A 23,303-nucleotide genomic window follows, 5' to 3' on the forward strand; every position below is an offset into this window, starting at 1 on the left:
GGAAAACGAAGCGCGTCTCGGTTATGCTCACGCCGAGCGATAGCAGTCCAGGTCATCGGAAACCCCATTTTGATTTAGCACCAAAAGGGAATCACAACCTGCTGTTATCGCTCAACTACTTTTAAATCGGGCTCTTAGAACATCGGGCCGGAGTAACTGGTCAGCCCCAAAATTAATGTGCATGAAGCCAGTCGAGCCACCCGCCCGCTGGTGAAATCCGATCGTAATTAAGCCACGCGAATGCTGGATTTTCGCCCGGCATCAATTGGCCGATGATCTCCGGCATGATAGCCATTCCGTTGGAGCCATTCGTAAAAACAACAACGGCTGACTGTGTTGCGACAGAGCCGACCACGAATGCTTTAAATCCTCCATTGTCGCCCCAATGGAAAAACAAGCCTTGATCGGGTTCAAGCCCCCAGCCCAAGCCCCAGGCAACGTGCTGATCCGCATCCGGCGTGTCCAACTGGACACATTCGATGCATCGCTGATGAAGCCTGATTTTCGGTTTTAGCCATTCGGCTGCCGTGGCGGGTTTAAGGCGCGCACCTGATAGAACCGCTTGCAGGAAGCGCGCGTAATCTGCCACCGTAGTGTGCAGCGTCGAGGCGACCAGGGGTTTGGCTGGTCGCTTTTTATTGCCGGGATTCAATTGTGCATCATGCGGCGTCGCATAGTCTGCCTCAAAATCGGAACGCCAGATGTAGCTCGATTGCTTCATTTCAAGCGGATCAAACACCAAGCGTGCCATCAGATCATTTAACGTTTCGCCAGTGATCGCAACGACCACACGCTGAAGCCAAATAAATCCTTCGCCAGAATAGCTAAAGCGGCTACCCGGCGCGAAATAGGTTTTCAAAGGACTCGTCTTGCTGCGCCAATTCTGCAAACCGGACGTTTGACTGAGCACATCACCCACGGTGACCAGGGCGGCGCGCGGATCGTCCTTGACATAATCAGGGACATATTTCGATAGCGGGTCATCCAGCGATAGAACCCCAGAATCGACAAGCTGCAGAACGGCATATGCGAAAACAGGCTTCGACAGGGATGCCGCCTCAAAGACGGTGTTCTCGTCGACCGGGTTCCTAGACGACGCGTCACGCACACCAAACGCCTTCAGATCGACAATTTTGCCGCCACGGATAACAGCATAGGCGAGCCCCGGCACGTGGCTATTCTTCAACAATTGCTCGAGATCGGCGGCTTGACATGGAACAAACAAGGCTACGCATAGCCAAGCGCAAACACAGATGATGATAGCCCAACCCGAATTAAACGACGAGAACCGCATTTAGAAGCACCTTGAGCTGTGTTGCTAAAGGGCGATCTTGCCGGTGGAACGTGGCATTTCCAAGTGCTGTCGCCTTCCGCAAGCATTGCGCACGCACTCAAGAATGCGTTGCGCATCGGTCGCCAAGGCGAAATCCGTGACCGCACCTCTGAGGGACAGCACTACCGGATTGCCGGGCTCAACTTGCTCGCCGCAATCATCATTTACTGGAATACCGTTCATCTCGGTCGCGCTGTCGCTGCGCGGCGAAACGAAGGACATGATGTCCCGCCTGAGCTTCTGGCGCATATCTCGCCGCTGGGCTAGGCGCACATACTATTGACCGGCGAATATCTATGGCCCAAGGGAGCCAGCGCTCAGGGTGTCATTTCGCCCCCAGCCGGAACCGACCCCATGGCGAGGATGCGGCCATATCGGGCCATGGCAACGATGGCGAGCAGGGTAACTTCGGCGATTGGCTCACCCCGTCTGCCGGGCAGAAGGGGGGTGAGCCGCATGCGGTTTCTGCGGTGTGATCACCGCGGCAGCGTCGATTCCCCCATCAGCGCCTCGTCGATCGCGCGCGCCGCCTGGCGGCCCTCACGGATCGCCCAGACGACCAGCGACTGGCCGCGGCGCACGTCGCCCGCCGTCCACAGCTTGTCGACCGAGGTCTTGTAGTCGCTCTCGTTGGCAACGACATTGGTCGAGCCGCGCTTGTCGGTGGCGAGCGTGAGGCCGTCGCCGAGTTCGGCGATCAGGCTCGTCTGGAACGGTCCGCGGAAGCCGATGGCGATGAAGGCGAGGTCGGCCTTGATGATGAAGTCCGTGCCGGGGATCGGCTTGCGGCGTTCGTCGACCTGGCAGCATTTCACGCCCGTGAGAACACCATCCTCGCCGACGAATTCCAAGGTCGCGGCCTGGAACTCGCGCACCGCGCCCTCGGCCTGCGAGGAGGAGGTGCGCATCTTTGTCGCCCAATAGGGCCAGACGGACAGCTTGTCTTCCTTTTCCGGCGGCTGCGGCCGGATGTCGAGCTGGGTGACACGCACCGCGCCCTGGCGGAAGGCCGTGCCGACGCAGTCGGATGCCGTATCGCCGCCGCCGACCACGACGATATGCTTGCCGCCGGCCAGGATCGGCGAAGACGGCCAGCCGACGCTGTCGATATTCTCGCGGCCGATGCGGCGGTTCTGCTGCACCAGGTAAGGCATGGCGTCATGTACACCGGCAAATTCGACGCCGGGAATGCCGGCATCGCGCGGTGTCTCGGAGCCGCCGCAATAAACCACCGCATCGTGCTGCGCCAAGAGGGACTCGATCTTGACGTCGACGCCGACATTGGTGCTGCATTGGAAAGTGACACCCTCGCCCTTCATCTGCTCGACGCGGCGATCGATGAAATTCTTTTCCATCTTGAAGTCGGGAATACCATAGCGCAGCAGGCCGCCGGGACGGCTTTCACGCTCGTAGACAGTCACATCGTGGCCGGCGCGCGCCAATTGCTGCGCTGCCGCCATTCCGGCCGGACCGGAGCCGATGACGCCGACCGATTTGCCGGATTTCACCGTCGCCGGCTGCGGCACGATATAGCCCATCTCATAGGCCTTGTCGGCAATCGCCTGCTCGACGGTCTTGATGGCGACCGGAATGTCTTCGAGGTTCAGCGTACAGGCTTCCTCGCAGGGCGCGGGGCAGACGCGGCCGGTGAATTCCGGGAAATTGTTGGTCGAATGCAGATTGCGGATCGCCTCGTCCCATTTGCCGTTGAAGACAAGGTCGTTCCAGTCCGGAATCTGGTTATGCACCGGGCAGCCGGTCGGACCATGACAGAAGGGAATGCCGCAATCCATGCAGCGGGCGGCCTGTTTCTCCACTTCCTGATCCGACATCGGAATGGTGAATTCGCGGAAATGGCGAATCCGGTCCGAAGCGGGCTGGTACTTGCCAACCTGCCTGTCGATTTCAAGAAAACCCGTTACCTTGCCCATCGTCCCTTACTGTCCTCTAAGCGCCGGAAACCCGGCTTTCCTACTTCAACCAGTTCTCAATCTTCAATCCCGGCACCCGGGCAAACTCACTTTCATTTGCAGTCACCAGCACCGCATCGAGTGCAAGTGCATGTGCTGCGATCCATAGATCGTTAGGACCTATATTCCGGCCTTGGCGCAATGCCAGCCTGACATCCGCATAGTGTCGATCACCTGGCATCGTGAAGGCAGCGATGTAAATCCGCTGTGTGACGTTCGCTACCTTCTTTGACAACGCCTCGGAGCCTTTCTTCTTGACCCCGTACCAGATTTCGGCGTGAACGAAGATGCTCGTAAAAACGTTCTCTTCGCCCACCTCGACTATCTTCTCGTAGACCGTTCCCTGCGGTTCGTAGACGAGTGCCGAGACAATGTTCGTGTCGAGCATGTACCTCACGGCAGATCGATTTCGTCCAGCGGCAGAAGATCGTCTTCATCGTCCAAAAACGGCTCGCCAGTCCAGGCTTCGGCAGTCTTTAGATAATCTACGAGACCGGCTGTCTCTCCGGTCCGAATGAGAATCGAGCCGTCGGGCTGCTTCGCCATCAAGACGCTCTTGCCGGCGAACTCGAATTCCTTTGGAATCCTGATCGCTCGACTCCTGCCGTTCTTGAAAACGCTGACTTTGATACCCTTGGATTCGTCTTCGATCTTCGAATGCTCATTCATTGGCAGCTCCATCACAGTAATATGCCATTGTCATATCACAATGACGACATCCCAACAACCTTACTCCGCCGCCTCCTGCATCTTCATCCGCTCCATGTCCTCGAGCGCGCGGCGATATTCCACCGGCATCACCTTGCGGAATTTCGGCCGGAAGCTGGTCCAGTTGTCGAGGATGTCCTTTGCGCGGGTCGAGCCGGTGAAATGGGCATGGTTGGAGATCAGCTGGAAGAGCCGTTCCTCGTCGTGCTTCGTCATATCGCCGGAGACGTCGACCATGCCCATATGGGCGATGTCGCCGCCATGGTGATGCAGCTTTTCGAGCAATTCGTCCTCTTCCGGCACTGGTTGCAGCTCGACCATCGCCATATTGCAGCGACGGGCGAAATCGCCGGCCTCGTCGAGCACATACGCCACGCCGCCGGACATGCCAGCAGCAAAATTGCGGCCCGTCTCGCCGATAACGACGACGACGCCGCCGGTCATATATTCGCAGCCATGGTCGCCGACGCCTTCGACGACGGCGATGGCGCCCGAGTTACGAACAGCAAAACGCTCACCGGCAACGCCGCGGAAATAGCACTCGCCGGCAATCGCGCCATACATGACGGTGTTGCCGACGATGATCGACTTCTCCGCCACGATCCGCGAGTTTTCCGGCGGCCTGACGATGATCCGCCCGCCCGAAAGACCCTTGCCGACATAGTCATTGCCATCGCCTTCGAGTTCGAAGGTGACGCCGCGAGCGAGGAAGGCACCGAAGGACTGGCCAGCCGTGCCCTTGAGCTTGACGGTGATCGTGTCGTCGCGCAGGCCCTTGTGACCAAAACGCTTGGCAACTTCGCCCGAGAGCATCGCGCCCGCCGTGCGGTCGACATTGCGGATCTGAGCCTCGATCGTCACCGGCTGGCGTGCTTCGAGTGCGGGCTTTGCTTCCTCGATCAGCTGGCGGTCGAGGACCGTGTCGATCGGGTGCTTCTGCCTCATCGTCCAGTGGGTCTCGGATTCGGGCGCCGCGACCTTGTGGAAGATTTTGCTGAAGTCGAGACCCTTGGCCTTCCAATGATCGATCGCGCCGTTGCGGTCGAGCAGCTCGGACTTGCCGACGATCTCGTTGAGGCTGCGATAGCCCATCGCCGCCAGCATTTCGCGCACATCATTGGCAACAAAGAAGAAGTAGTTGATCACATGTTCCGGCTCGCCCTTGAAGCGCTTCCTCAGCACCGGGTCCTGTGTGGCGACGCCGACCGGGCAGGTGTTGAGATGGCACTTGCGCATCATGATGCAGCCCGCCGAAATCAGCGGCGCGGTCGAGAAGCCGAATTCGTCGGCGCCGAGCAACGCGCCGATGATCACGTCGCGGCCGGTCTTGAGACCGCCATCGACCTGCAGCGCCACGCGGCTGCGGAGCCCGTTGAGCACCAGTGTTTGCTGGGTCTCGGCGAGGCCGATTTCCCAGGGGCTGCCGGCATGCTTGAGCGAAGTGAGTGGCGATGCACCCGTGCCGCCGTCATAGCCGGAAATGGTGATATGATCGGCGCGCGCCTTGGCGACGCCGGCGGCGACCGTGCCGACACCGACTTCGGAGACCAACTTGACCGACACATCGGCCGTCGGGTTGACGTTCTTCAGGTCGAAGATCAGCTGCGCCAGGTCTTCGATCGAGTAGATGTCATGGTGCGGCGGCGGCGAGATCAGTCCGACGCCCGGCGTCGAGTGCCGGGTCTTGGCGATCGTCGCATCGACCTTGTGGCCCGGCAGCTGCCCGCCCTCGCCGGGCTTGGCGCCCTGCGCCACCTTGATCTGCAGCATGTCGGCATTAACAAGATATTCGGCCGTGACGCCGAACCGGCCGGAAGCGACCTGCTTGATTGCCGAGCGTTCGAGCGGAAGGGTACCGTCGGGCTTGCGCAGATAGCGCTCGCTTTCTTCGCCGCCTTCGCCGGTATTCGACTTGCCGCCGATCTTGTTCATGGCAATAGCAAGTGTCGTATGCGCCTCGCGGCTGATCGAGCCGAAGGACATGGCGCCGGTAGCGAAACGCTTGACGATATCCACCGCCGGCTCGACCTCGGAAATGTCGATCGGGGCGCGGCCGGTATCTTCAGCCATCTTGACCTTGAACAGGCCGCGGATGGAATTCATCCTGACTGAGGATTCGTTGACCAGTTCAGCGAACTCACGATAGCGGTCTTCGGCATTGCCGCGCACGGCATGTTGGAGTGCGGCCACGACATCCGGCGTCCACGAATGCGCCTCGCCGCGCATGCGGTAGGCATATTCGCCGCCGATATCGAGCGTGCTCGTGAGAATCGGGTCGCGGCCGAAGGCGGCAACGTGCCGGATGAAGGTTTCACGCGCCACCTCGTCGAGGCCGACGCCCTCGATGGTCGTCGCCGTGCCGAAGAAAAACTTGTCTACAAAGGCCGAGGACAGGCCAACGGCGTCAAAAATCTGCGCGCCGCAATAGGACTGATAGGTCGAGATGCCCATCTTGGACATGACCTTGAGGATGCCCTTGCCGACCGCCTTGATGTAGCGGTAGACGACTTCGTCCTGCGACACTTCCTTGGGGAATTCGCCGCGCTTGTGCATGTCGATCAAGGTGTCGAAAGCGAGATAGGGATTGATCGCCTCCGCGCCATAGCCGGCGAGACAGCAGAACTGGTGCACTTCGCGCGGCTCGCCGGTTTCGACGACAATGCCGACCGAGGTGCGCAGGCCCTTGCGGATCAGGTGATGGTGCACGGCCGCGGTGGCGAGCAGCGCCGGGATCGCCACGCGATCCGGCCCGATCTGGCGGTCGGAGAGCACGATGATGTTGTAGCCGCTCTTCACCGCCGCTTCCGCACGTTCGCAAAGACGCTCAAGCATGGCCGGCATGGCTTCGGCGCCGCGCTCGACATCGTAGGTGAAGTCGAGCGTCTTGGTGTCGAAACGGTCTTCGGTATGGCCGATAGAACGGATCTTTTCGAGATCGCCATTGGTCAGGATCGGCTGGCGCACTTCGAGCCGCTTGGCGCGCGAGGCGCCTTCGTGATCAAGAATGTTCGGCCGCGGCCCGATGAACGATACGAGGCTCATCACCAGCTCCTCGCGGATCGGATCGATCGGCGGATTGGTGACCTGAGCGAAATTCTGCTTGAAATAGGTGTAGAGTAGCTTCGACTTATCCGACATCGCCGAAATCGGCGTATCCGTGCCCATCGAGCCCACGGCTTCCTGGCCGGTGGTCGCCATCGGCGACATCAACAGCTTGGTGTCCTCGATCGTGTAGCCGAAGGCCTGCTGGCGGTCGAGCAGCGACACGTCGCGGCGTAGCGCCCTGGGCTCGACTTCGTTCAGGTCTTCGAGGATCAGCTGCGAGCGTCCCAACCACTCGTGATAGGGATGCTCCGCCGCCAATTGCTGCTTGATGTCGGCATCGGAGATGATTTCACCCTTCTCCATGTCGATCAGCAGCATCTTGCCTGGCTGCAGCCGCCACTTCTGCACGATCAATTCTTCCGGCACCGGCAGCACGCCGGCTTCGGAGGCCATGATCACCCGGTCGTCGGAGGTGACGATATAGCGGGCCGGACGCAGGCCGTTGCGGTCGAGCGTCGCACCGATCTGGCGGCCATTGGTAAAGGCGATCGCCGCCGGGCCGTCCCATGGCTCCATCAGAGCGGCGTGGTATTCGTAGAAGGCCTTGCGCTCCGGGTCCATCAGCTGGTTGCCGGCCCAGGCTTCGGGGATCAGCATCATCACCGCATGCGCCAGCGAATAGCCGCCGCGGATCAAAAATTCGAGCGCGTTATCGAGACAGGCCGTATCCGACTGGCCTTCGTAAGAGATCGGCCAAAGCTTGGAAATGTCGTCGCCATAGAGCGGCGAGGACACCGATGCCTGGCGCGCCGCCATCCAGTTGACATTGCCGCGCAGCGTGTTGATTTCGCCGTTATGGGCGACCATGCGATACGGATGCGCCAGCCGCCAGGACGGGAAGGTGTTGGTCGAGAAACGCTGGTGCACCAGCGCCACCGCCGACTCGAAGCGCGGATCGGCAAGGTCCTTGTAATAAGCGCCGACCTGATAGGCGAGGAACATGCCCTTGTAGACCACGGTCGTGGTCGACAGCGACACGACATAGAAGCCCTTATCGTCGCCCTTGCCCTGGTCATAGATGCGGTTGGAGATCACCTTGCGCAGCACGAACAGCCGGCGCTCGAACTCGGCATTGTCGGCGACAGCAGCGCCTGCGCCGATGAACACCTGCAGATGGAAGGGCTCGGTGGCAGCGATATCCGGCGCCTTGGACAAAGACGAATTATCCACCGGCACTTCGCGATAGCCGAGCAGAACCTGGCCCTCGTCGGCGATCACCTGGGTGACAATGTCCTTGAAATGGGCACGCACTGCCTCATCGCGCGGCATAAAGAGATATCCGACGGCATATTCACCCGCCGGCGGCAGGGTGACGCCCTGCCCCGCCATTTCCTCGCGGAAGAAGCGATCGGGGATCTGCACCAGGATGCCGGCGCCATCGCCCATCAGCGGATCGGCGCCCACGGCGCCGCGATGGGTGAGGTTTTCGAGCATGAACAGGCCGTCGCGGACGATCTGGTGCGACTTCACGCCCTTGAGATGACAGGCAAAACCGACGCCGCAGGCATCATGTTCGTTGCGCGGATCGTAAAGGCCCTGCTTTTTCGGCAGACCGGCATTGAAAGAGGCGGTTTTCAGCGAAGTTTCAGACACAAGGGTCTCAAACTCACCGAATGCGCGTGACGAGGCATGGTCCGTCATCTCAAATCCTCCTGCCGTGTGCCCAAACGGGCGCTCTTGTGGTCGCGCAAAGCCGCGAGTGCCGCCCTGCGCACAAAATCTTTTCGCATTTTCCTGAACAGGCTGCAATTGTCGGGCCAGTTCGGCGCCGTCACGCAGCTGCCGGCTTCTGCCCTCGCCCGCTTTCCCCAGCAGTGTCGAAGGCCGGACCGCTCTCAGTAAGACCGGATAAATTCCGGCTTCCAGGATCCATGCAGCAAAATAGGACAGCATGACTGTCCTAATTCCGCTATTCTATGACAGAGATCGACCCTGTCTGCAAGGGCCAATACACCAAAAATATGACAAGTGATGGACCGGGAATTTCATTGAAGCCTCTAGCATTTCCTGGCTTTTTAGCCCCGCTATAATCGCCTATAAGCGACCTACCTCAAGACGGAGTCCCGCCTCATGATTTTCGCTTCCGACAACTGGGCCGGCGCCCATCCCCTGATCGCGCAAAAACTGTCCGAAGCGGCAGCCACCCATGCCGTGCCCTATGGCGAAGGCGAGGCCGACCAGAGGGTCGAGGCGAAGCTTTCGACCCTGTTCGAGCGTGATATCAACGTCTTCTTCGTCGCCACTGGCACGGCAGCCAATTCACTGGCGCTTGCCTCGGTGTCGAAAACGGCGCCGCTGATCTTCTGCCATCCGGCAGCGCATGTGATCCACCATGAGGGCGGCGCGGTCGAATTCATGACCGCCGGCGGCAAACTCGTTCCCGTGGACGGCGACGGCAAGACGCAGGGCAAGATCGACCCGGCCAAGCTGAAGAAAGCCATTGCCCGTTACCCCGTCACCGACGTCCACATCGGACAAAAGGTCGCGCTGACCCTCTCCCAGGCAACCGAAGCCGGCACGATCTACACGATCGACGAGATTGCCGATCTCTCGGCCATCGCCCATGAGGCCGGCATGAAGGTGCATATGGACGGCGCCCGCTTCTCCAACGCGGTTGCAGCCCTCGGTGTGACGCCCGCGGAAATGACCTGGAAAGCCGGTATCGACATCCTGTCGCTGGGCGGCACCAAGAACGGCTGCTGGTGCGCAGAATCGATCATCTTTTTCAACAAGCAAGATGCCGCCGGCCTGCCGCACTTGAGAAAACGCGCCGCCAACCTGTTCTCCAAGTCGAATTTCATCGCCCAGCAATTCGACGCGTGGCTCGACGACAATCTCTGGCTGGAACTCGCAAAACACGCCAACCGCACGGCCGACAAGCTGGTCGCCGCGGTGAAAGCCTCCAAGGACGTTCGGCTCGCCTGGGAAACCGGCTCCAACCAGATTTTCCTGATCATGACCGATGCCAAGGCCGAGGAACTGCGCGCCGTCGGCGCCGCCTTCTACGAATGGGAAACCCCGGCCGGCCTGGAACATCTCGTCGGCGAGAACGAACAGCTCCGCCGCTTCACCACGTCGTTTGCGACGAAGGAAGAGGATATCGATACGGTGGCGGCATTATTTTGAGAGCAACGCTGTCTGGGGAACGCTTGGTCTTCCCGCGTTCACCATACATTGCCTCAGCGCTGTTCCAGGAACGAACAAAGAGAAACCATGACTGCCGTTGTTGTCATAGCGAAAGAGAATTTCCCAGCAATTGGGACCTCGGAAAATCCGGCGACGTTCTACGACGGAAGCAACGTATTTCTGTGCTACCGGATCGCGCCGATTGGAGGGGACGGCAATGCTGTGATCAAATTCAAGGATGTCATCGACTTCCGGATTAGTCCCATGAACGTGGATGCTTTGCCCAAATGCAGATACCCACTCAAATATTGGGAATTTAATGAGATTTTGGACGCTGAAGAAACCCAGTATTGGAAATCTCTCAAGCCCAGATTTTGGATGATTTCGTTTCGTGACGTCACTGTTGAAATTCTTTTTGAAGATGTGGAATTCCTCTTTCGCGCGCAAGACGGGGTCGATCCAAGGATCACCTTACTGAAATTCCTGGGCGACATAGGCGACAAAAACTCGTAGCTTCGGCCTGGCCTACAAGATGGCGGTTCACCAATCAAAAAAGCCCCTCCGGCCGGCGGGACCGAAGGGGCTTTCCAATCACTGAGAGGGAGGAGTGATTGTGCTTGGCGTGATCAGCTGTTGACGACCTGGGCCTCGATGGTCTTGGCGGCTTCGGCAGTCGGGGCGGAAATCTCGATCTTGCGGGGCTTCATGGCTTCCGGAATTTCGCGCACGAGGTCGATATGGAGCAGGCCGTTCTTGAGATGGGCCGCACGCACTTCGACATGGTCGGCGAGCTGGAAGCGACGCTCGAAGGCGCGCTTGGCGATACCGCGATAGAGAACATCGCCGTTCTCGTTCTTCTCCTCGGCCTTCTCGCCCTTGACGGTCAGGATGTGCTGATTGAGCTCGATGGAAAGCTCGGTCTCGTCGAAGCCGGCCACCGCCATCGAAATGCGATAGGCGTTGTCGCCGGTCTTTTCGATATTATAGGGCGGATAGGTGGGCTGTTCCGGCTGGGCCAAGCTGTCGAGCATGGTGAAGACGCGGTCAAAACCGACGGTGGAACGATAAAGCGGGGAAAAATCGAAATGACGCATAGTGTCCTCCTTGGAGCAACGTTGCGATTGTTGTTTTGGAGACTGCCGCCCTGATTGACAGGCGCTGGCCGCTCCGCTCATCGAGACCCGACATCGGCGCCTCGCACGACATGAAGTGGTTAGAGCCCAAAAGCGTTTCAAGGGCGCATTGCAAAAAACCGAATGAAAACACCGGTGCCTGGAAATGAACGGCAGATGAACGCAGAGTTCGGAATGCGTTCAGCAAGGCCCTGCTAATCCTTGGACCATTGGGAGGTTCCCTCCCTCGGCTGGTGTGAAACGTCCCTTCCATTCCAGTCTAAGCTTCGGGCCGGAACCCCGCGTCACCTTCGGCGCAGCGTGGTTTCCGGCTCTTTTTATTGGCAGACTTTCGCCATTGTCGCTGTAGGTCCCACAACGCCGCCGCAGCACACGCAAATATTCAGTCCACCGCTCCATACTGCGTATCGGTCACTTTCTCCATCCAGTCGACGACCTTGCCGTCGAGGTTCTCCTGCAGCGCGATATGGCTCATGGCGTTGTTGGGCGCCGCGCCGTGCCAGTGCCTCTCGCTGGGTTCGAACCAGACGATATCGCCCGGGCGGATTTCCTCGATCGGGCCGCCTTCGCGCTGCACCCGGCCGAGGCCGGCCGTGACGATCAGCGTCTGGCCGAGCGGGTGCGTGTGCCAGGCCGTGTGTGCGCCGGGCTCGAAGGTGACCAGGGCACCCGCCGCACGGCGCGTGCCGTTGGCGTGGAACAAAGGATCGACACGCACTGTGCCGCTGAACCAGTCGGCGGGGCCTTTGCCTGACGGCTGCGCGCCGTTGCGAATGATATTCATGAGCTTTCTCCTATGTTTTTGCTTGCGGCGAACGCGCCACGCCGACTGCGATAACGCTCGAAGCCAGAAACAGGATGCCGCCGAAAGCAAACGGGCTCCACCACCCGCTGCTGTCGAACAGCATGCCGCCAATGAAGGCACCGAAGGTTATGGCGAACTGGATGAGGGCCACTTGCAGCCCCCCACCGGCCTCGAGTTCACCAGGAATGACGCGCGTCATCCATGTGCTCCAGGCCACCGGGACCGGCGTGGTGAAAAAACCGAAGAGGAAAAGCATTGCCGCGGTCGTGGTGACAAATGGCCCAAGCGGTATCAACAGCACGGCGATCACCATCAGCACCGCCGGGAAGCCGATCAGCACCGCACTCAGATGCGAGCGCAGCAGGAAGCCGATCAACGAAGTTCCCACAAGGCCGGCAAGGCCGATCCCGAGAAGCACCAGCGACAGGCTGTTCACCTCAAGGCCGGTCACGCTACCCAGAAACGGCCGCAAATAGGTGGACAGCGCGAACTGTCCGGCGAAGAAGAACGTCATCGCCGCCATGCCGACGGCGAAAGTGCGGTTGCGCAGCAGGCCGAATGTGGCCGTAACGGACCCGCTCGCGCTGCCCGGCATGCGCGGAAGCATGATTGCCTGCCATATCAGCGCGACGATCCCGATCGGGACCAGGATGAAGAAGGCACCGCGCCATCCGATCAATCCGCCCAGAAAACTGCCCAGAGGCGCTGCGATGATGGAGGCGAGCGCGGTGCCGCCCTGCAGCATGGCCAACGCCTTCGGCAGGTCGTTGCCGGAAGCGATGCGCGCCAATATGGCCGTGGACAGCGACCAGAAGCCGCCGATGGACACGCCGATCAGCGCTCGCCCCAGCATGAAGACCAGGTAGTTCGGCGCAAACGTGATCGCCAGTCCCGAGGCCACGAGCACGCCGGTATAGGCAAGGACCACGGCGCGTCGGTCCAGGCGCGCCAGCAGCGCATTGCTGAACAGGCTGGTGACGACGGCGAAGAAGCCGGAGATGGAAATCGCCTGGCCGGCTTGTCCCGCACTGATGCCGAGATCATCGGCAATGGGCGTGAGCAGGCTGACCGGCATGAACTCCGAGGCGACGAGCACGAAGGACATCAGCGTCATGCACAAGACCGTGCCCCAAGGATTGGCGGTGGTCTCGATGCGGTTATTGTACGTGGTTTCCATAACGCTTTCCTTGAGGGATGTTCACCGCATCCGGCGACGGCTTGCCATCGGGCTTTGCGCCGCCGGAATTTCGCGTTCCGCAGCGCGGGACGCGCTCACATCCGCAACAGCGCTTTGATCGCGCTGCGCTCGTCCATGGCCTTGTAGCCCCGGGCGACATCGGCCAGCGGCAGTTCGAGATCGAAGACCTTGCCGGGATTGATCTTCCGCGTCATGATCAGATCGATGAGATGGGGCAGGAAGCGGCGCACCGGGGCCGGCCCGCCCATGAGATTCTTCTGTTGGAAGAACAGCATCTGCCCGTCCAATTCCACGCCATGCGGCACGCCGACGAACCCGATGGCGCCGCCGGGCCGGGCACAGTTGATCGCCTGCATCATCGATTCCTGCGTGCCGACGCATTCCAGGACCGAGTCCGCGCCAACGCCGCCGGTCAACTCCTTGATCCTGGCTACGCCCGCATCACCGCGTTCCGTGACGATGTCAGTCGCGCCATATTCGAGGGCGAGTTCCTGGCGCGCCTTGTGGCGGCTCATGGCGATGATGCGCGCGGCGCCGAGCTGTTTGGCCGACAGCACACCCATCAGGCCGACCGCGCCGTCGCCGACCACCACAGCCGTGCATCCCGGCGTGACGCGCGCGGCATCGGCGGCATACCAGCCGGTGCCGAGAACATCCGAGGCGGCCAGCAGGCTCGGGATCAGGTCGTCGGACGGCATGCCGTCGGTCGCAACCAATGTACCGTCCGCCATCGCAACCCGAGCATAGGGCGCCTGCGCGCCGGACATGAATTCGCGGTGCTCGCAGGAGGATTGGAAACCGAAGCGGCAATGTGGGCAGGTATTGTCCGACAGGCAGAACGAGCCGACGACGAACTGGCCGGGGCGGATGGTCTTCACCGCGCTGCCGACCTCGACGACCACACCGCAATATTCATGGCCCATATGTTGCTGGCCATTGACCGGCTGAAGTCCGCGATACGGCCAGAGATCGGAGCCGCAGACGCAGGAGGCCGCAAGCTTGATGATTGCGTCGGTCGGCTTGAGGATCTTGGGTTCGGCGACTTCCTCGCAGCGAATGTCGCTGGGGGCGTGAAGGACGGTTGCGAGCATGTTATATCCGATCTCTGGCTGTCCGGGCGGCGGCGCCCGTGTTCATTCCGGTTCACGGAGACAGATAGCACCCTTCGATAATCCGGATTAGACACGGCAATTTGCATGGACTTATCGAAATCCGCTAATAATGTGCATCGATCTGATGAGCCGGAGGATGCAGATTGGCGCGCGAAAATTTCAACGAACTGCTGTTATTCCTCGCCGTCGCCGAAGAGCGCAGCTTCACCAAGGCCGCAGCCAAATTGGGCATTGCCCAATCGACCCTCAGTCACGCCGTCCGGCAGCTCGAGGCGCGCATGGGTCTCCGGCTCCTGACCCGCACGACCCGCAGCGTGGCGACCACCGAGGCCGGGGAGCGCCTGCGGCAATCGATGGCGCCGCGCATCGCCGAAATCGAAGCCGATATCGAGGCCTTGATGGCCTATCGCGACAAGCCCGCCGGCACTGTCCGGATCACGCTTTCCGATCACGCCATGGAAAGCGTAGTCTGGCCGAAACTATCCCCCATTCTTGCCGACTATCCGGATATCCGGCTCGAACTCAGCATCGACAACAGTTTTCGCAACATCGTCGAGGATGGTTTCGATGCCGGCGTAAGGCTCGGCGAAAGTCTCGAAAAAGACATGGTGGCGGTGCGGATCGGGCCGGACTGGCGCTTGGTGGCCGTCGGCTCTCCCGGCTATTTCAAGTCTCGCGCCATACCGAAAACACCGCAGGAACTGATGCGCCAAAATTGCATCAACCGGCGTCTCGACAGGCTTGGCAGTCTCTATGCCTGGGAATTCGAGAAAGATGGCGAGGAGGTCAGGGTCAGGGTCGAAGGACAGCTGACCTTCAACGCCTCCAGGGACATGGTCGATGCCGCCCTTCAGGGCCATGGCATCGCCTTCGTGCCGGAAAGCGATGTCGAGCAGCATCTGGCAGCCGGGCGCCTGCAGCTCGCGCTGGACGACTGGTCGCAGAAATTCCCCGGCTATTACCTCTACTATCCCAGCCGGCGACAGAACCTGCCGGCTTTCTCGGTGATCGTGGACGCGCTTCGCAAGCCGAGCTGAGGGATCGCAGGTCGATTTCTGACCAAATCCGGTCAGCGCGTTGCGGCTTCGAAACGCGATGGCGCAACTTGGATGAAACGTCTTTTCCATTCTCCGCGCATGGCGGCACTATCCGATGGATGGGCGCCGCGGCGGTCATCCCGTCGAAACGCTCCCGCAAGATCGCAATCGCGCATGATCCAGTCGTCTGCAAACATCACAATCGCATCGAACGGTGCTTCAATCACCTCAAGCATTTCCGCTGCTTTGCTTCCCGTTGCGAACGCCAACCATTGACTTCACGGGCTTCATCCATCTGCCGGCGTCCGCGCCGCCTCACTTGCCAACGCGCTGTTGAAGATGTTGAGGGTATCGTGCGCCCTGGACTTCGATGCCCTCGAGCGCCTCGCGAATTTGCGCGATGTCTTCCGGCGTCAATTCCACGTCAGCGCCACCGACATTCTCTTCGAGGCGGTGTTGCTTCGTCGTCCCGGGGATTGGTGCGATCCACGGTTTCTGGGCGATGAGCCAGGCGAGCGCGATCTGCGCCCGGGTGACGCCCTTGCTCTCGGCAATCAGGCCGACGGCGTCGACGAGCTTCTGGTTGGCCTTTCGGGCGTCTTCGGCGAAGCGGGGAACCAAGTTCCGGAAATCGTCTTTGGCGAAAGTGGTGTTGGCGTCGATCGCGCCTGTCAGGAAGCCCTTGCCGAGCGGGGCGAAGGGCACGAAGCCGATACCGAGTTCTTCCAAAAGCGGGAGGATTTCCTTTTCAGGCTCCCGCCACCACAGCGAATATTCGCTCTGGAGCGCGGCCACGGGGTGCACGGTGTGGGCGCGACGGATGGAATCGACGCCAGCCTCCGACATGCCGAAGTGCTTGACCTTGCCCTCGGCGATCAGGTCCTTGATCGTGCCGGCGACGTCCTCGATCGGGACTTCCGGATCGGTGCGGTGTTGATAGAAAAGATCGAGGCTGTCGACCCGCAGTCGCTTGAGTGAAGTCTCGGCGACCTTGCGGATGTTTTCCGGGCTGCTGTCCATCCCCTGGCCGACATCGCCGTTCCTGAAGCCGAACTTGGTGGCGATGACGACCTGCCCCTTGAACGGTTCGAGTGCTTCGCCGACGAATTCCTCGTTGCCGTTTTGGTAAGCCTCAGCCGTATCGAAGAAGGTCACGCCCCGTTCGACCGCCGCGCGCAGCAGCTTGACCGCGTCTTGCCGTTCCATGACGGAACCGTAGGCATAGGTCAGACCCATGCAGCCGAAGCCAATGGCCGAGACCTCGGGTCCCGATTTTCCGAGTTTGCGCTTTTGCATTTCAATCTCCTTTTTCAGATGGATTCTCTTTCGAGCGTAGAAACCTTTAAGCCGACCAATGGGGTTGCGGTGGGCCGCCGACGCCTGGCGACCAGGGCCGCAACCAATGCAAGTGCAAGCGCCATCATCACGGACGAGCCAGTCAAGGCGATGGTCACGCGTTGCGCGAGAAGCTCGGTTCCCGCCAGTCCAGACGTGCCGAACGCCGCGGCCGCGACCAGGACAGCCAGGCCGAGCGAATTGCCAAGTTGATGGGCGGTGTTTACGACGCCGGAGGCCGCACCGGCATCGGAACCGGAGACGCCGGAGATGCCGGCCGTCGTCAGAGGGCTGAGAACGAATCCCTGACCGCAGCCGATCAACACCATCGGCAACGCAATAGCGGTCACGAAGTCGGCTTGAGGGGTCACGCGGCTCAGCCAAAACATCCCGATCAAACTGAGGACAAGACCGAAGGCGAGCAGACGGCCGTTGCCGATTTTCTGCGTCAACGCGGGGACCGCCATGGCAGAAGCGAAATTCACCAAGGTAGCGGGAAGGAAGGCTAACCCGGCGACCGCGGCGCTATACCCCAGCACGCTTTGCAGGAACTGAGTGGTGAAGAAGAAGAAACCCACCATGGCGCCGAGGAAAAGCACGCGCGCGGCGTAAGCACCAACGCGCTCTCGGCTGCCGAACAGACGCAGCGGCACGATCGGCTGCGCGGCTCGACTTTCGACCACGACAAACAGGGCAATGAGGAGCCCAGCTAAAGTGATGACCGACAGGGTGAGGTGATCGCCCCAGCCGTGGCTGGCCGATCGGATGAGGCCGTAGACGAGCGCCACCATCCCCACGGTCGACGTCAGCGCGCCGGCCATATCGAAACGGCCTGTTTGTTTGGGAGTCTCCGGAACGAACCGAAGAGCGGCGGCGATCATCCCGATTCCGATCGGAAGGTTGATGAAGAAGCCAACGCGCCACGATAGCCAGTCGGCAAGCACGCCGCCGAGGACAAGGCCGACGCTCGCGGCGATGCCTGCCACGGCGCTGTATTGAGACACCGCTCGCGTACGCTCTTGTCCGGCAGCGAAGGTGGTTTGCAGGAGCGACAGCGTTGCGGGTGCCAGGATCGCTCCACCGATGCCTTGGATTGCGCGCGCTGCGATCATGAAAGCCGGGGTGTGGACGAGCCCGATGGCAAGCGATGACACGGTGAATATTGCCAAGCCGATCGTGAGCATTCGCCTGAGGCCGAGAATGTCTCCCGCCCTTGCTCCGAGCAGCAGGAACCCACCGAAGGTCAGGGTGTAGGCGCTCTGGACCCATGCGAGTTCAGGATCGGTAAAACCCAGTTCTCTGTGGATTTTGGGAAGCCCGGTGAGGACAATCGACGTGTCGAGCACGATCATCACGTAGCTCGTCAGGATGATTGCCAGGATGGCGGTCTTGTTGACCGTCGGCGATGTGGTGTTGGTCATCAACATGGTCTCTCAAGCTGCGCCGTAGTCTTCGTCGGCGACCTTTTCCATCCAGTCGACCGCCTTGCCGTCGAGCGTCTCCTGGATCGCGATGTGGGTCATTGCGGTCGTCGGCGAGGCTCCATGCCAGTGCTTTTCTCCCGGCTCGAACCGCACGACATCACCTGGGCGGATTTCCTCGACGGGTCCGCCTTCGCGCTGCACGCGACCGCAACCGGCGGTGACGATCAGGATTTGGCCAAGGGGATGGGTGTGCCAGGCCGTGCGGGCACAGGGTTCGAAGGTGACAGTATTGCCTGCGGCCCGTGCCGCGCCCTGAACAGCGAACAGCGGATCGATCCGCACCGTCCCCGTGAACCAATCCGATGGCCCCTTGGCGGACGGCTGGCTGCCTGCGCGCTTAATCTCCATGACATTCTCCAATACCCGTTGCAGCGACATGCGCCGCTTTGATCGGAGAAATAGCATCAACCTATCTGTCGGATTAGACGGCTAATCCGGCATGTGTTCTTGAGAATAATTCACAAATCAGGATCAAGGCGCGTGGTGGCGCAGCGCATCGACGAGAACCGCGAACGCCGGAGACATCTGGCGGCGGCTCGGATAGTATAAATGATAGCCTGCGAAAGGCGGGCTCCAGTCATCGAGCACTGGAATCAGGCGTCCCGCGCGAATGTTCTCCAATGCGTGATCCTCAAGAAAGTGACCAATGCCGGCACCGCCGAGCGCCGCCTTCATGGCCATAGCGGAATTGTTGAACACAAGCGGACCATCGACACGGACCTTCACCTCCCGTCCGTCCTTCTCGAATTCCCAGACCAGATAACCGCCATATGTTGGTAGCCTGAGGTTGATGCATGCATGCGATGTCAGGTCTTGCGGAGTCTTCGGCCGCGGATTGCGCTCGAAATACGCCGGAGAGCCGACCGTCACCATGCGCATTTCGGGGCTGATCCGCACGGCGATCATGTCGGCATCCAGCTGCTCTCCGAGCCGGATGCCCGCGTCATAGCGCTCGGCGACGATGTCGGTCAGTCCGCTCTCGACCGTGACCTCGAWCTTGATATCGGGATAGTGAGGAAGAAGCCGTTGGATCGCCGGCCAGAGAATGGAGTTCGCGGCATGCTCCCCCGCAGTAACGCGCACCCGGCCGGCGGGCTTGTCGCGCAGTTCGGTCAGCTGGCTCAAGGCGCTTTCGATCCCGTCGAAATGGGGTTGGATCGAATTCAGCAGCTTCTCGCCGGCCTCGGTCAGCGAAACGCGACGCGTGGTCCGGGTGAGAAGACGGATGCCAAGCCGCTCCTCAAGCAGGCGCACCGTATGGCTGAGCGCGGACGGCGACACGCCGAGTTTTGCCGCCGCCCGCGTAAAACTTTGCTCGCGCGCGATGGCGAGGAAGACGGCGAGATCGTTGACGTTGTCCCGAGCCATTTGTGAATTTTCCTCAATACCAGATGCGCATTTTGCAGCCTAATCGCATGATCGCTGATGCGCTAGATATTCGTCATCGAATTCGGCGGGCGCGCCCGACTTGAAGGCCATCGACGGGGCCTTCGCCTCGATAGAGATCAAGAGTGAACCGCTTTCCACGGCGCTCGATGCGGCCATCGACCGCTGACATCGACCAATCGAACACAGGAGCTACCAATGAAAAAACGTCTGCTTGGAGACCTCGAGGTCTCGGAAATCGGTTTCGGCACAATGAGCTTTGCCTCGACCTACGGCGCGTCTCCCGACGACGCAGAGGCGATCAGTGTCATCCGGGGCGCGCATGACCGCGGTGTCACTTTCTTCGATACCGCCGAAGCCTACGGCCCGTTCACCAACGAGGTGCTGGTCGGCAAGGCACTCGGACCGATCCGCAGCGAGGTCGTGATCGCCACCAAGTTCGGCTTCGACATAGATTTCGAAACCGGACAGCGTTCCGGCCTGAACAGCAAGCCGGATCACATAAAGCGAGTCGTGGATCGCTCGTTGAAGCACCAGGGCATCGAGACGATCGATTTGCTTTATCAGCATCGCGTCGACCCGGAAGTGCCGATCGAAGACGTCGCGGGCGCTGTGAAAGACCTTATTGCCGCAGGCAAGGTCAAGCATTTCGGGATGTCGGAAGCCGCGGCGGGAACGATCCGGCGCGCACATGCGGTGCAGCCCGTAACCGCCATCCAGAGCGAATACTCGCTTTGGACCCGCGATCCGGAGCCGGAAATCCTTCCGACTTGCGAGGAACTCGGGATCGGTTTTGTGCCGTGGAGTCCGCTTGGCGCAGGGTATCTGACGGGCAAGATCAACGCCAATACCACGATCGAAGCGACCGACTTCCGTGCGGCTTCACCACGCTTCACCGAGGACGCACGCAAGGCGAACCAGCCTATGGTCGACCTTCTGCAGCGGATCGCAAAATCCAAGAATGCGACGCCGGCGCAAGTGGCGCTCGCGTGGCTATTGGCCCGGAAGTCCTGGATCGTACCCATCCCGGGAACCCGACGGCTTGACCGTGTCGAGGAAAACCTCGGTGCCGCAGACGTCTTGCTGACAGCCGCCGATCTCGCGGAGATCGAGGACGAAGCGTCCAAGATCAACGTGAAGGGCGCCCGTCTTCCAGAGGTCTTCCTGCAATATTCCTATCGGTGATCGGTCGTGAACACGTCGAACCGCAGTGTCGAAGACGAAATCCTGGCGTTGTCTCTGGCCAAGTTCGGCTGGAAGACGTCAGGGCAGATCGATCATGTCGAAGACCTCTTCGACGACGATCTGCATTTCGTCCACATCACGGGACATGTCTCCTCCAAGGCGGAGTGGATGGAAGAACTTAGGTCCGGACGTTTCGTCTACAATCGCATCGAGCCGAGAGGCGCGTCGGTCGCGGTAGAGGGCGACAAAGCCACCTTGAAAGGCAGGGCCGTGTTCACCGTCACGATGGGAGGGCGTCGCGACCAATTCAAGCTTCAATTCACCGAAATCTATGTTCGGCGGGCCAGCGGATGGAAGCTCGTCGAACTTCTCACTTCGACTTACTGACGGCGTTTAAGGGACAGAGATACTCATGACAAAAGTTCTGATCCTCGGTGCCAATGGACAATTGGCACGCAACACGACAAAGGCCTTTCTCGCCGACACAGATGCCGAGCTGACACTCTACCTGCGTCGCGCGAGCCGCCTCGAAAATCCCTCTCCCGGCCGCGTGACGGTCGTCGAAGGCGACGTCAATGACGTGGCGAGGCTGCGGACCGCGATGTCGGGACAGGACATCGTGTTCGCGAGCCTGACGGGAGACATGGCGCGCCAGGCGAGGTCAATCATCGATGCGATGGACGCCCGGGGGGCTGAAGCGGCTGATCTTCGTCAGTTCAATGGGCATCTACGGCGAAGTGCCGGGCGAGCGTTACCGCAGCGTTCTCGATCCCTATAGGGATTCGGCCGCGGTGATCGAAAAATCCGGCCTGGATTTCACAATCCTCCGGCCGGGCTGGTTTACGCGGGCAGCGGGAGGCTCTTATCGGATCACCCAGAAGGGTGAACCGTTCCACGGCCACGACGTCGCCCTCGACAGCTTGTCCGCGCTTATTATCAAGCTCGCAACGACGCCTGGCCTCCATGTCCGCGCGAGCATCGGCGTTAGCGACGCCTGAACGTAGGAAAGAAACCCAGTCGAACGTCAGTTCGTGCTTGCCGAAAGCCCAACCCTGCTCGCGGAGACGGCACTCCCCGGCATCAATGTCTTCAAGCCCTCGACGAGCATCGACGCCGCTTCCATGAGCGCGTCCTCAGGCATGGTTTCCAGGCTCTCCAGCACGAACCACATCCGCCCGGCCGCATTCTCCAATCGCGTACGGGTCCCCTGCCGCCAGTTCCAGCGTCTGCAAGTCACCCCGACACCGTCACACCAGATCACCTCGCCGGGTTCCGGGTTTTCGATGATTGCCTCTCCGTTCATCACGGTGTCGAAGACCTCGCTGCCGTCTGCGACCGTCAACAGCGGCGGCCCAAGATAGGCGTCGGCATTCTCGCCGCCGACCGGGATGGCGTAGCGCAGGCTGACGGCGTTGTAGAGATCGACGACGGGATTGATCGACGGCATGCTGCCGTCCTTCAGCACGCGCTTCCTCAACGCCTGGGCCGAACAGGGCGTCCTGTTCGGCTTCGCACCGAACCGCTGATAGGCTTCCGCCCAGCTCGCCAGATGGGCCTCTGCCCAGGCAGGGCCTCCTTCGATCACGAAGGCGCTCGCGCTTGCGAGAACATCCGGGGAGAAGTCGCCTTGAGACGCGGAAGAGGCGTCGATGAAGACGCTCATCGCCCGGAAACCGGGCGCGATGGTCTCGATGCGTTTATCGATGGTAGGCACGAACATTCAGGTATTTCTCCACGACATCAGAGCGGAATCATTTCGGCGACCGTTTCGTCATGCCGCTCGCCGCGCTCCGCCATGCCGCGTCTGACGCCCAAACGATCCGCTTCCGGACGGTTCTGGCTCATCTTCCGCTTTCCCTGGAGATCGGCGATCGGCATGCGGATGCCGATGATCCCGCGGAGCTGCGCCTTGATGTAACTCTCCGGCGCGTCGGTGACCGTCCACGGCGACTTGCGGGAGGATTCGTGCAAAGCGGTCAGGCGGCTTACGACATCGAGCAGCCGATCGGCATCATCAAAGAACTCGACGGGGCCTGATGCATGGACGGCCGCGTAGTTCCAGGTCGGAACGACCTTTCCATGTTCGGCTTTCGCGGCATACCAGGATGGGGTGACGTAAGCGTCCGGCCCCATGAACACCGCCAGACCATGGCCGACCACCTCTGCCTGCCATTGCGGGTTCGGCCGTGCCAGATGCGCGTAGAGGACGCCCATTTCCCCCTCGGTCGCGTCGACAAACATCGGCAACGGAGTGCACATCGGACCTGTAGGCGTGGCGATGATGAAGTTGGCGAGATGACAGTGCCGGATCATTTCATAGAGTTCGGCCTTGTCGTCGACGACGAAAGCAGGTGGCGTATACATTGTCTGGTCTCCTTGACTTGCT

Annotated in this window: 24 protein-coding genes and 1 pseudogene; 8 read left to right on the forward strand and 17 right to left on the reverse strand. The window is 60.6% G+C overall.

Going from position 1 to position 23,303, the window contains the following annotated elements:
* Positions 1–172 precede the first annotated feature (172 nt).
* Entirely contained in the window at positions 173–1,186 is a 1,014-nt protein-coding gene (locus AC1DYF_RS17725; RefSeq protein WP_477878067.1) for a serine hydrolase domain-containing protein, read from the reverse strand.
* Between the two features lie 198 nt (positions 1,187–1,384).
* On the opposite strand from AC1DYF_RS17725, the pseudogene AC1DYF_RS17730 reads away from it, so the two are divergent.
* A pseudogene (locus AC1DYF_RS17730) lies at positions 1,385–1,600 on the forward strand (Tn3 family transposase); the annotation flags it as partial.
* Between the two features lie 50 nt (positions 1,601–1,650).
* Here AC1DYF_RS17730 and AC1DYF_RS17735 read toward each other — a convergent pair.
* Genes AC1DYF_RS17735 through gltB form a run of 5 tightly spaced genes read right to left on the reverse strand, consistent with a single transcriptional unit; the run spans position 1,651 to position 8,757 of the window.
* Entirely contained in the window at positions 1,651–1,791 is a 141-nt protein-coding gene (locus tag AC1DYF_RS17735) for a hypothetical protein (protein WP_477878068.1), read from the reverse strand.
* A gap of 18 nt (positions 1,792–1,809) precedes the next feature.
* Positions 1,810–3,264 (reverse strand): glutamate synthase subunit beta, encoded by a 1,455-nt coding sequence (locus tag AC1DYF_RS17740; RefSeq protein WP_477878069.1) that lies wholly within the window; start codon positions 3,262–3,264, stop codon positions 1,810–1,812.
* 40 nt (positions 3,265–3,304) lie between these two features.
* Positions 3,305–3,691, reverse strand: coding sequence for a PIN domain-containing protein (locus AC1DYF_RS17745; RefSeq protein WP_477878070.1), 387 nt, complete (start codon positions 3,689–3,691; stop codon positions 3,305–3,307).
* A gap of 5 nt (positions 3,692–3,696) precedes the next feature.
* The gene (locus tag AC1DYF_RS17750) at positions 3,697–3,972 is read right to left on the reverse strand and encodes an antitoxin (protein ID WP_477878071.1); all 276 of its coding nucleotides are present in this window, start codon (positions 3,970–3,972) and stop codon (positions 3,697–3,699) included.
* Between the two features lie 60 nt (positions 3,973–4,032).
* Positions 4,033–8,757: a glutamate synthase large subunit gene (gltB, locus tag AC1DYF_RS17755; protein WP_477878072.1), complete on the reverse strand. Its 4,725-nt coding sequence runs from the start codon at positions 8,755–8,757 to the stop codon at positions 4,033–4,035.
* Positions 8,758–9,186: 429 nt separating this feature from the next.
* On the opposite strand from gltB, the gene AC1DYF_RS17760 reads away from it, so the two are divergent.
* The gene (locus AC1DYF_RS17760; RefSeq protein WP_477878073.1) at positions 9,187–10,242 is read left to right on the forward strand and encodes a threonine aldolase family protein; all 1,056 of its coding nucleotides are present in this window, start codon (positions 9,187–9,189) and stop codon (positions 10,240–10,242) included.
* An 87-nt stretch (positions 10,243–10,329) separates the two neighbouring features.
* Complete coding sequence (locus tag AC1DYF_RS17765) at positions 10,330–10,755, forward strand: hypothetical protein (protein ID WP_477878074.1); 426 nt, start codon at positions 10,330–10,332, stop codon at positions 10,753–10,755.
* Between the two features lie 113 nt (positions 10,756–10,868).
* Here the strand turns inward: AC1DYF_RS17765 and AC1DYF_RS17770 are convergent, their stop codons facing one another.
* From AC1DYF_RS17770 to AC1DYF_RS17785, 4 genes are all read right to left on the reverse strand, one after another.
* Positions 10,869–11,336 (reverse strand): Hsp20 family protein, encoded by a 468-nt coding sequence (locus AC1DYF_RS17770; protein WP_477878075.1) that lies wholly within the window; start codon positions 11,334–11,336, stop codon positions 10,869–10,871.
* A gap of 421 nt (positions 11,337–11,757) precedes the next feature.
* On the reverse strand, positions 11,758–12,159 hold the full coding sequence (locus tag AC1DYF_RS17775) for a (R)-mandelonitrile lyase (protein WP_477878076.1): 402 nt from the start codon (positions 12,157–12,159) through the stop codon (positions 11,758–11,760).
* 10 nt (positions 12,160–12,169) lie between these two features.
* Complete coding sequence (locus tag AC1DYF_RS17780; protein WP_477878077.1) at positions 12,170–13,357, reverse strand: MFS transporter; 1,188 nt, start codon at positions 13,355–13,357, stop codon at positions 12,170–12,172.
* Between the two features lie 95 nt (positions 13,358–13,452).
* The gene (locus AC1DYF_RS17785; RefSeq protein ID WP_477878078.1) at positions 13,453–14,469 is read right to left on the reverse strand and encodes a zinc-dependent alcohol dehydrogenase family protein; all 1,017 of its coding nucleotides are present in this window, start codon (positions 14,467–14,469) and stop codon (positions 13,453–13,455) included.
* A 164-nt stretch (positions 14,470–14,633) separates the two neighbouring features.
* Between AC1DYF_RS17785 and AC1DYF_RS17790 the strand changes: the two genes are divergently transcribed.
* The gene (locus AC1DYF_RS17790) at positions 14,634–15,527 is read left to right on the forward strand and encodes a LysR family transcriptional regulator (RefSeq protein ID WP_477878079.1); all 894 of its coding nucleotides are present in this window, start codon (positions 14,634–14,636) and stop codon (positions 15,525–15,527) included.
* A 32-nt stretch (positions 15,528–15,559) separates the two neighbouring features.
* Here AC1DYF_RS17790 and AC1DYF_RS17795 read toward each other — a convergent pair whose 3' ends face one another.
* From AC1DYF_RS17795 to AC1DYF_RS17815, 5 genes are all read right to left on the reverse strand, one after another.
* Positions 15,560–15,796: a hypothetical protein gene (locus AC1DYF_RS17795; protein WP_477878080.1), complete on the reverse strand. Its 237-nt coding sequence runs from the start codon at positions 15,794–15,796 to the stop codon at positions 15,560–15,562.
* Between the two features lie 46 nt (positions 15,797–15,842).
* Positions 15,843–16,823 (reverse strand): aldo/keto reductase, encoded by a 981-nt coding sequence (locus tag AC1DYF_RS17800; RefSeq protein WP_477878081.1) that lies wholly within the window; start codon positions 16,821–16,823, stop codon positions 15,843–15,845.
* Positions 16,824–16,837: 14 nt separating this feature from the next.
* Complete coding sequence (locus AC1DYF_RS17805; protein ID WP_477878082.1) at positions 16,838–18,283, reverse strand: MFS transporter; 1,446 nt, start codon at positions 18,281–18,283, stop codon at positions 16,838–16,840.
* Positions 18,284–18,295: 12 nt separating this feature from the next.
* On the reverse strand, positions 18,296–18,694 hold the full coding sequence (locus AC1DYF_RS17810) for a (R)-mandelonitrile lyase (protein WP_477878083.1): 399 nt from the start codon (positions 18,692–18,694) through the stop codon (positions 18,296–18,298).
* A gap of 123 nt (positions 18,695–18,817) precedes the next feature.
* Complete coding sequence (locus AC1DYF_RS17815; RefSeq protein ID WP_477878084.1) at positions 18,818–19,714, reverse strand: LysR family transcriptional regulator; 897 nt, start codon at positions 19,712–19,714, stop codon at positions 18,818–18,820.
* A gap of 216 nt (positions 19,715–19,930) precedes the next feature.
* Here AC1DYF_RS17815 and AC1DYF_RS17820 point away from each other — a divergent pair, with 216 nt between their 5' ends.
* The 4 genes from AC1DYF_RS17820 to AC1DYF_RS17835 are packed head-to-tail and all read left to right on the forward strand — an operon-like array spanning position 19,931 to position 21,915.
* Positions 19,931–20,917, forward strand: coding sequence for an aldo/keto reductase (locus tag AC1DYF_RS17820; RefSeq protein WP_477878085.1), 987 nt, complete (start codon positions 19,931–19,933; stop codon positions 20,915–20,917).
* A gap of 6 nt (positions 20,918–20,923) precedes the next feature.
* Positions 20,924–21,304, forward strand: coding sequence for a nuclear transport factor 2 family protein (locus tag AC1DYF_RS17825; RefSeq protein ID WP_477878086.1), 381 nt, complete (start codon positions 20,924–20,926; stop codon positions 21,302–21,304).
* Positions 21,305–21,329: 25 nt separating this feature from the next.
* The gene (locus AC1DYF_RS17830; protein ID WP_477878087.1) at positions 21,330–21,695 is read left to right on the forward strand and encodes an NAD(P)H-binding protein; all 366 of its coding nucleotides are present in this window, start codon (positions 21,330–21,332) and stop codon (positions 21,693–21,695) included.
* Positions 21,589–21,915 carry an NAD(P)H-binding protein gene (locus AC1DYF_RS17835; RefSeq protein ID WP_477878088.1) on the forward strand — a complete coding sequence of 109 codons (327 nt, stop codon included), beginning with the start codon at positions 21,589–21,591 and terminating at the stop codon, positions 21,913–21,915. Before AC1DYF_RS17830 ends, AC1DYF_RS17835 begins: the two co-directional genes overlap by 107 nt.
* A gap of 26 nt (positions 21,916–21,941) precedes the next feature.
* On the opposite strand, the gene AC1DYF_RS17840 is transcribed toward AC1DYF_RS17835, so the two are convergent.
* The gene (locus AC1DYF_RS17840; protein ID WP_477878089.1) at positions 21,942–22,637 is read right to left on the reverse strand and encodes a B3/B4 domain-containing protein; all 696 of its coding nucleotides are present in this window, start codon (positions 22,635–22,637) and stop codon (positions 21,942–21,944) included.
* A gap of 20 nt (positions 22,638–22,657) precedes the next feature.
* Positions 22,658–23,281, reverse strand: coding sequence for an FMN-binding negative transcriptional regulator (locus tag AC1DYF_RS17845; RefSeq protein WP_477878090.1), 624 nt, complete (start codon positions 23,279–23,281; stop codon positions 22,658–22,660).
* Between the last annotated feature and the right edge of the window lie 22 nt (positions 23,282–23,303).

The sequence above is a fragment of the Rhizobium sp. P2_G9 genome (assembly GCF_056403475.1).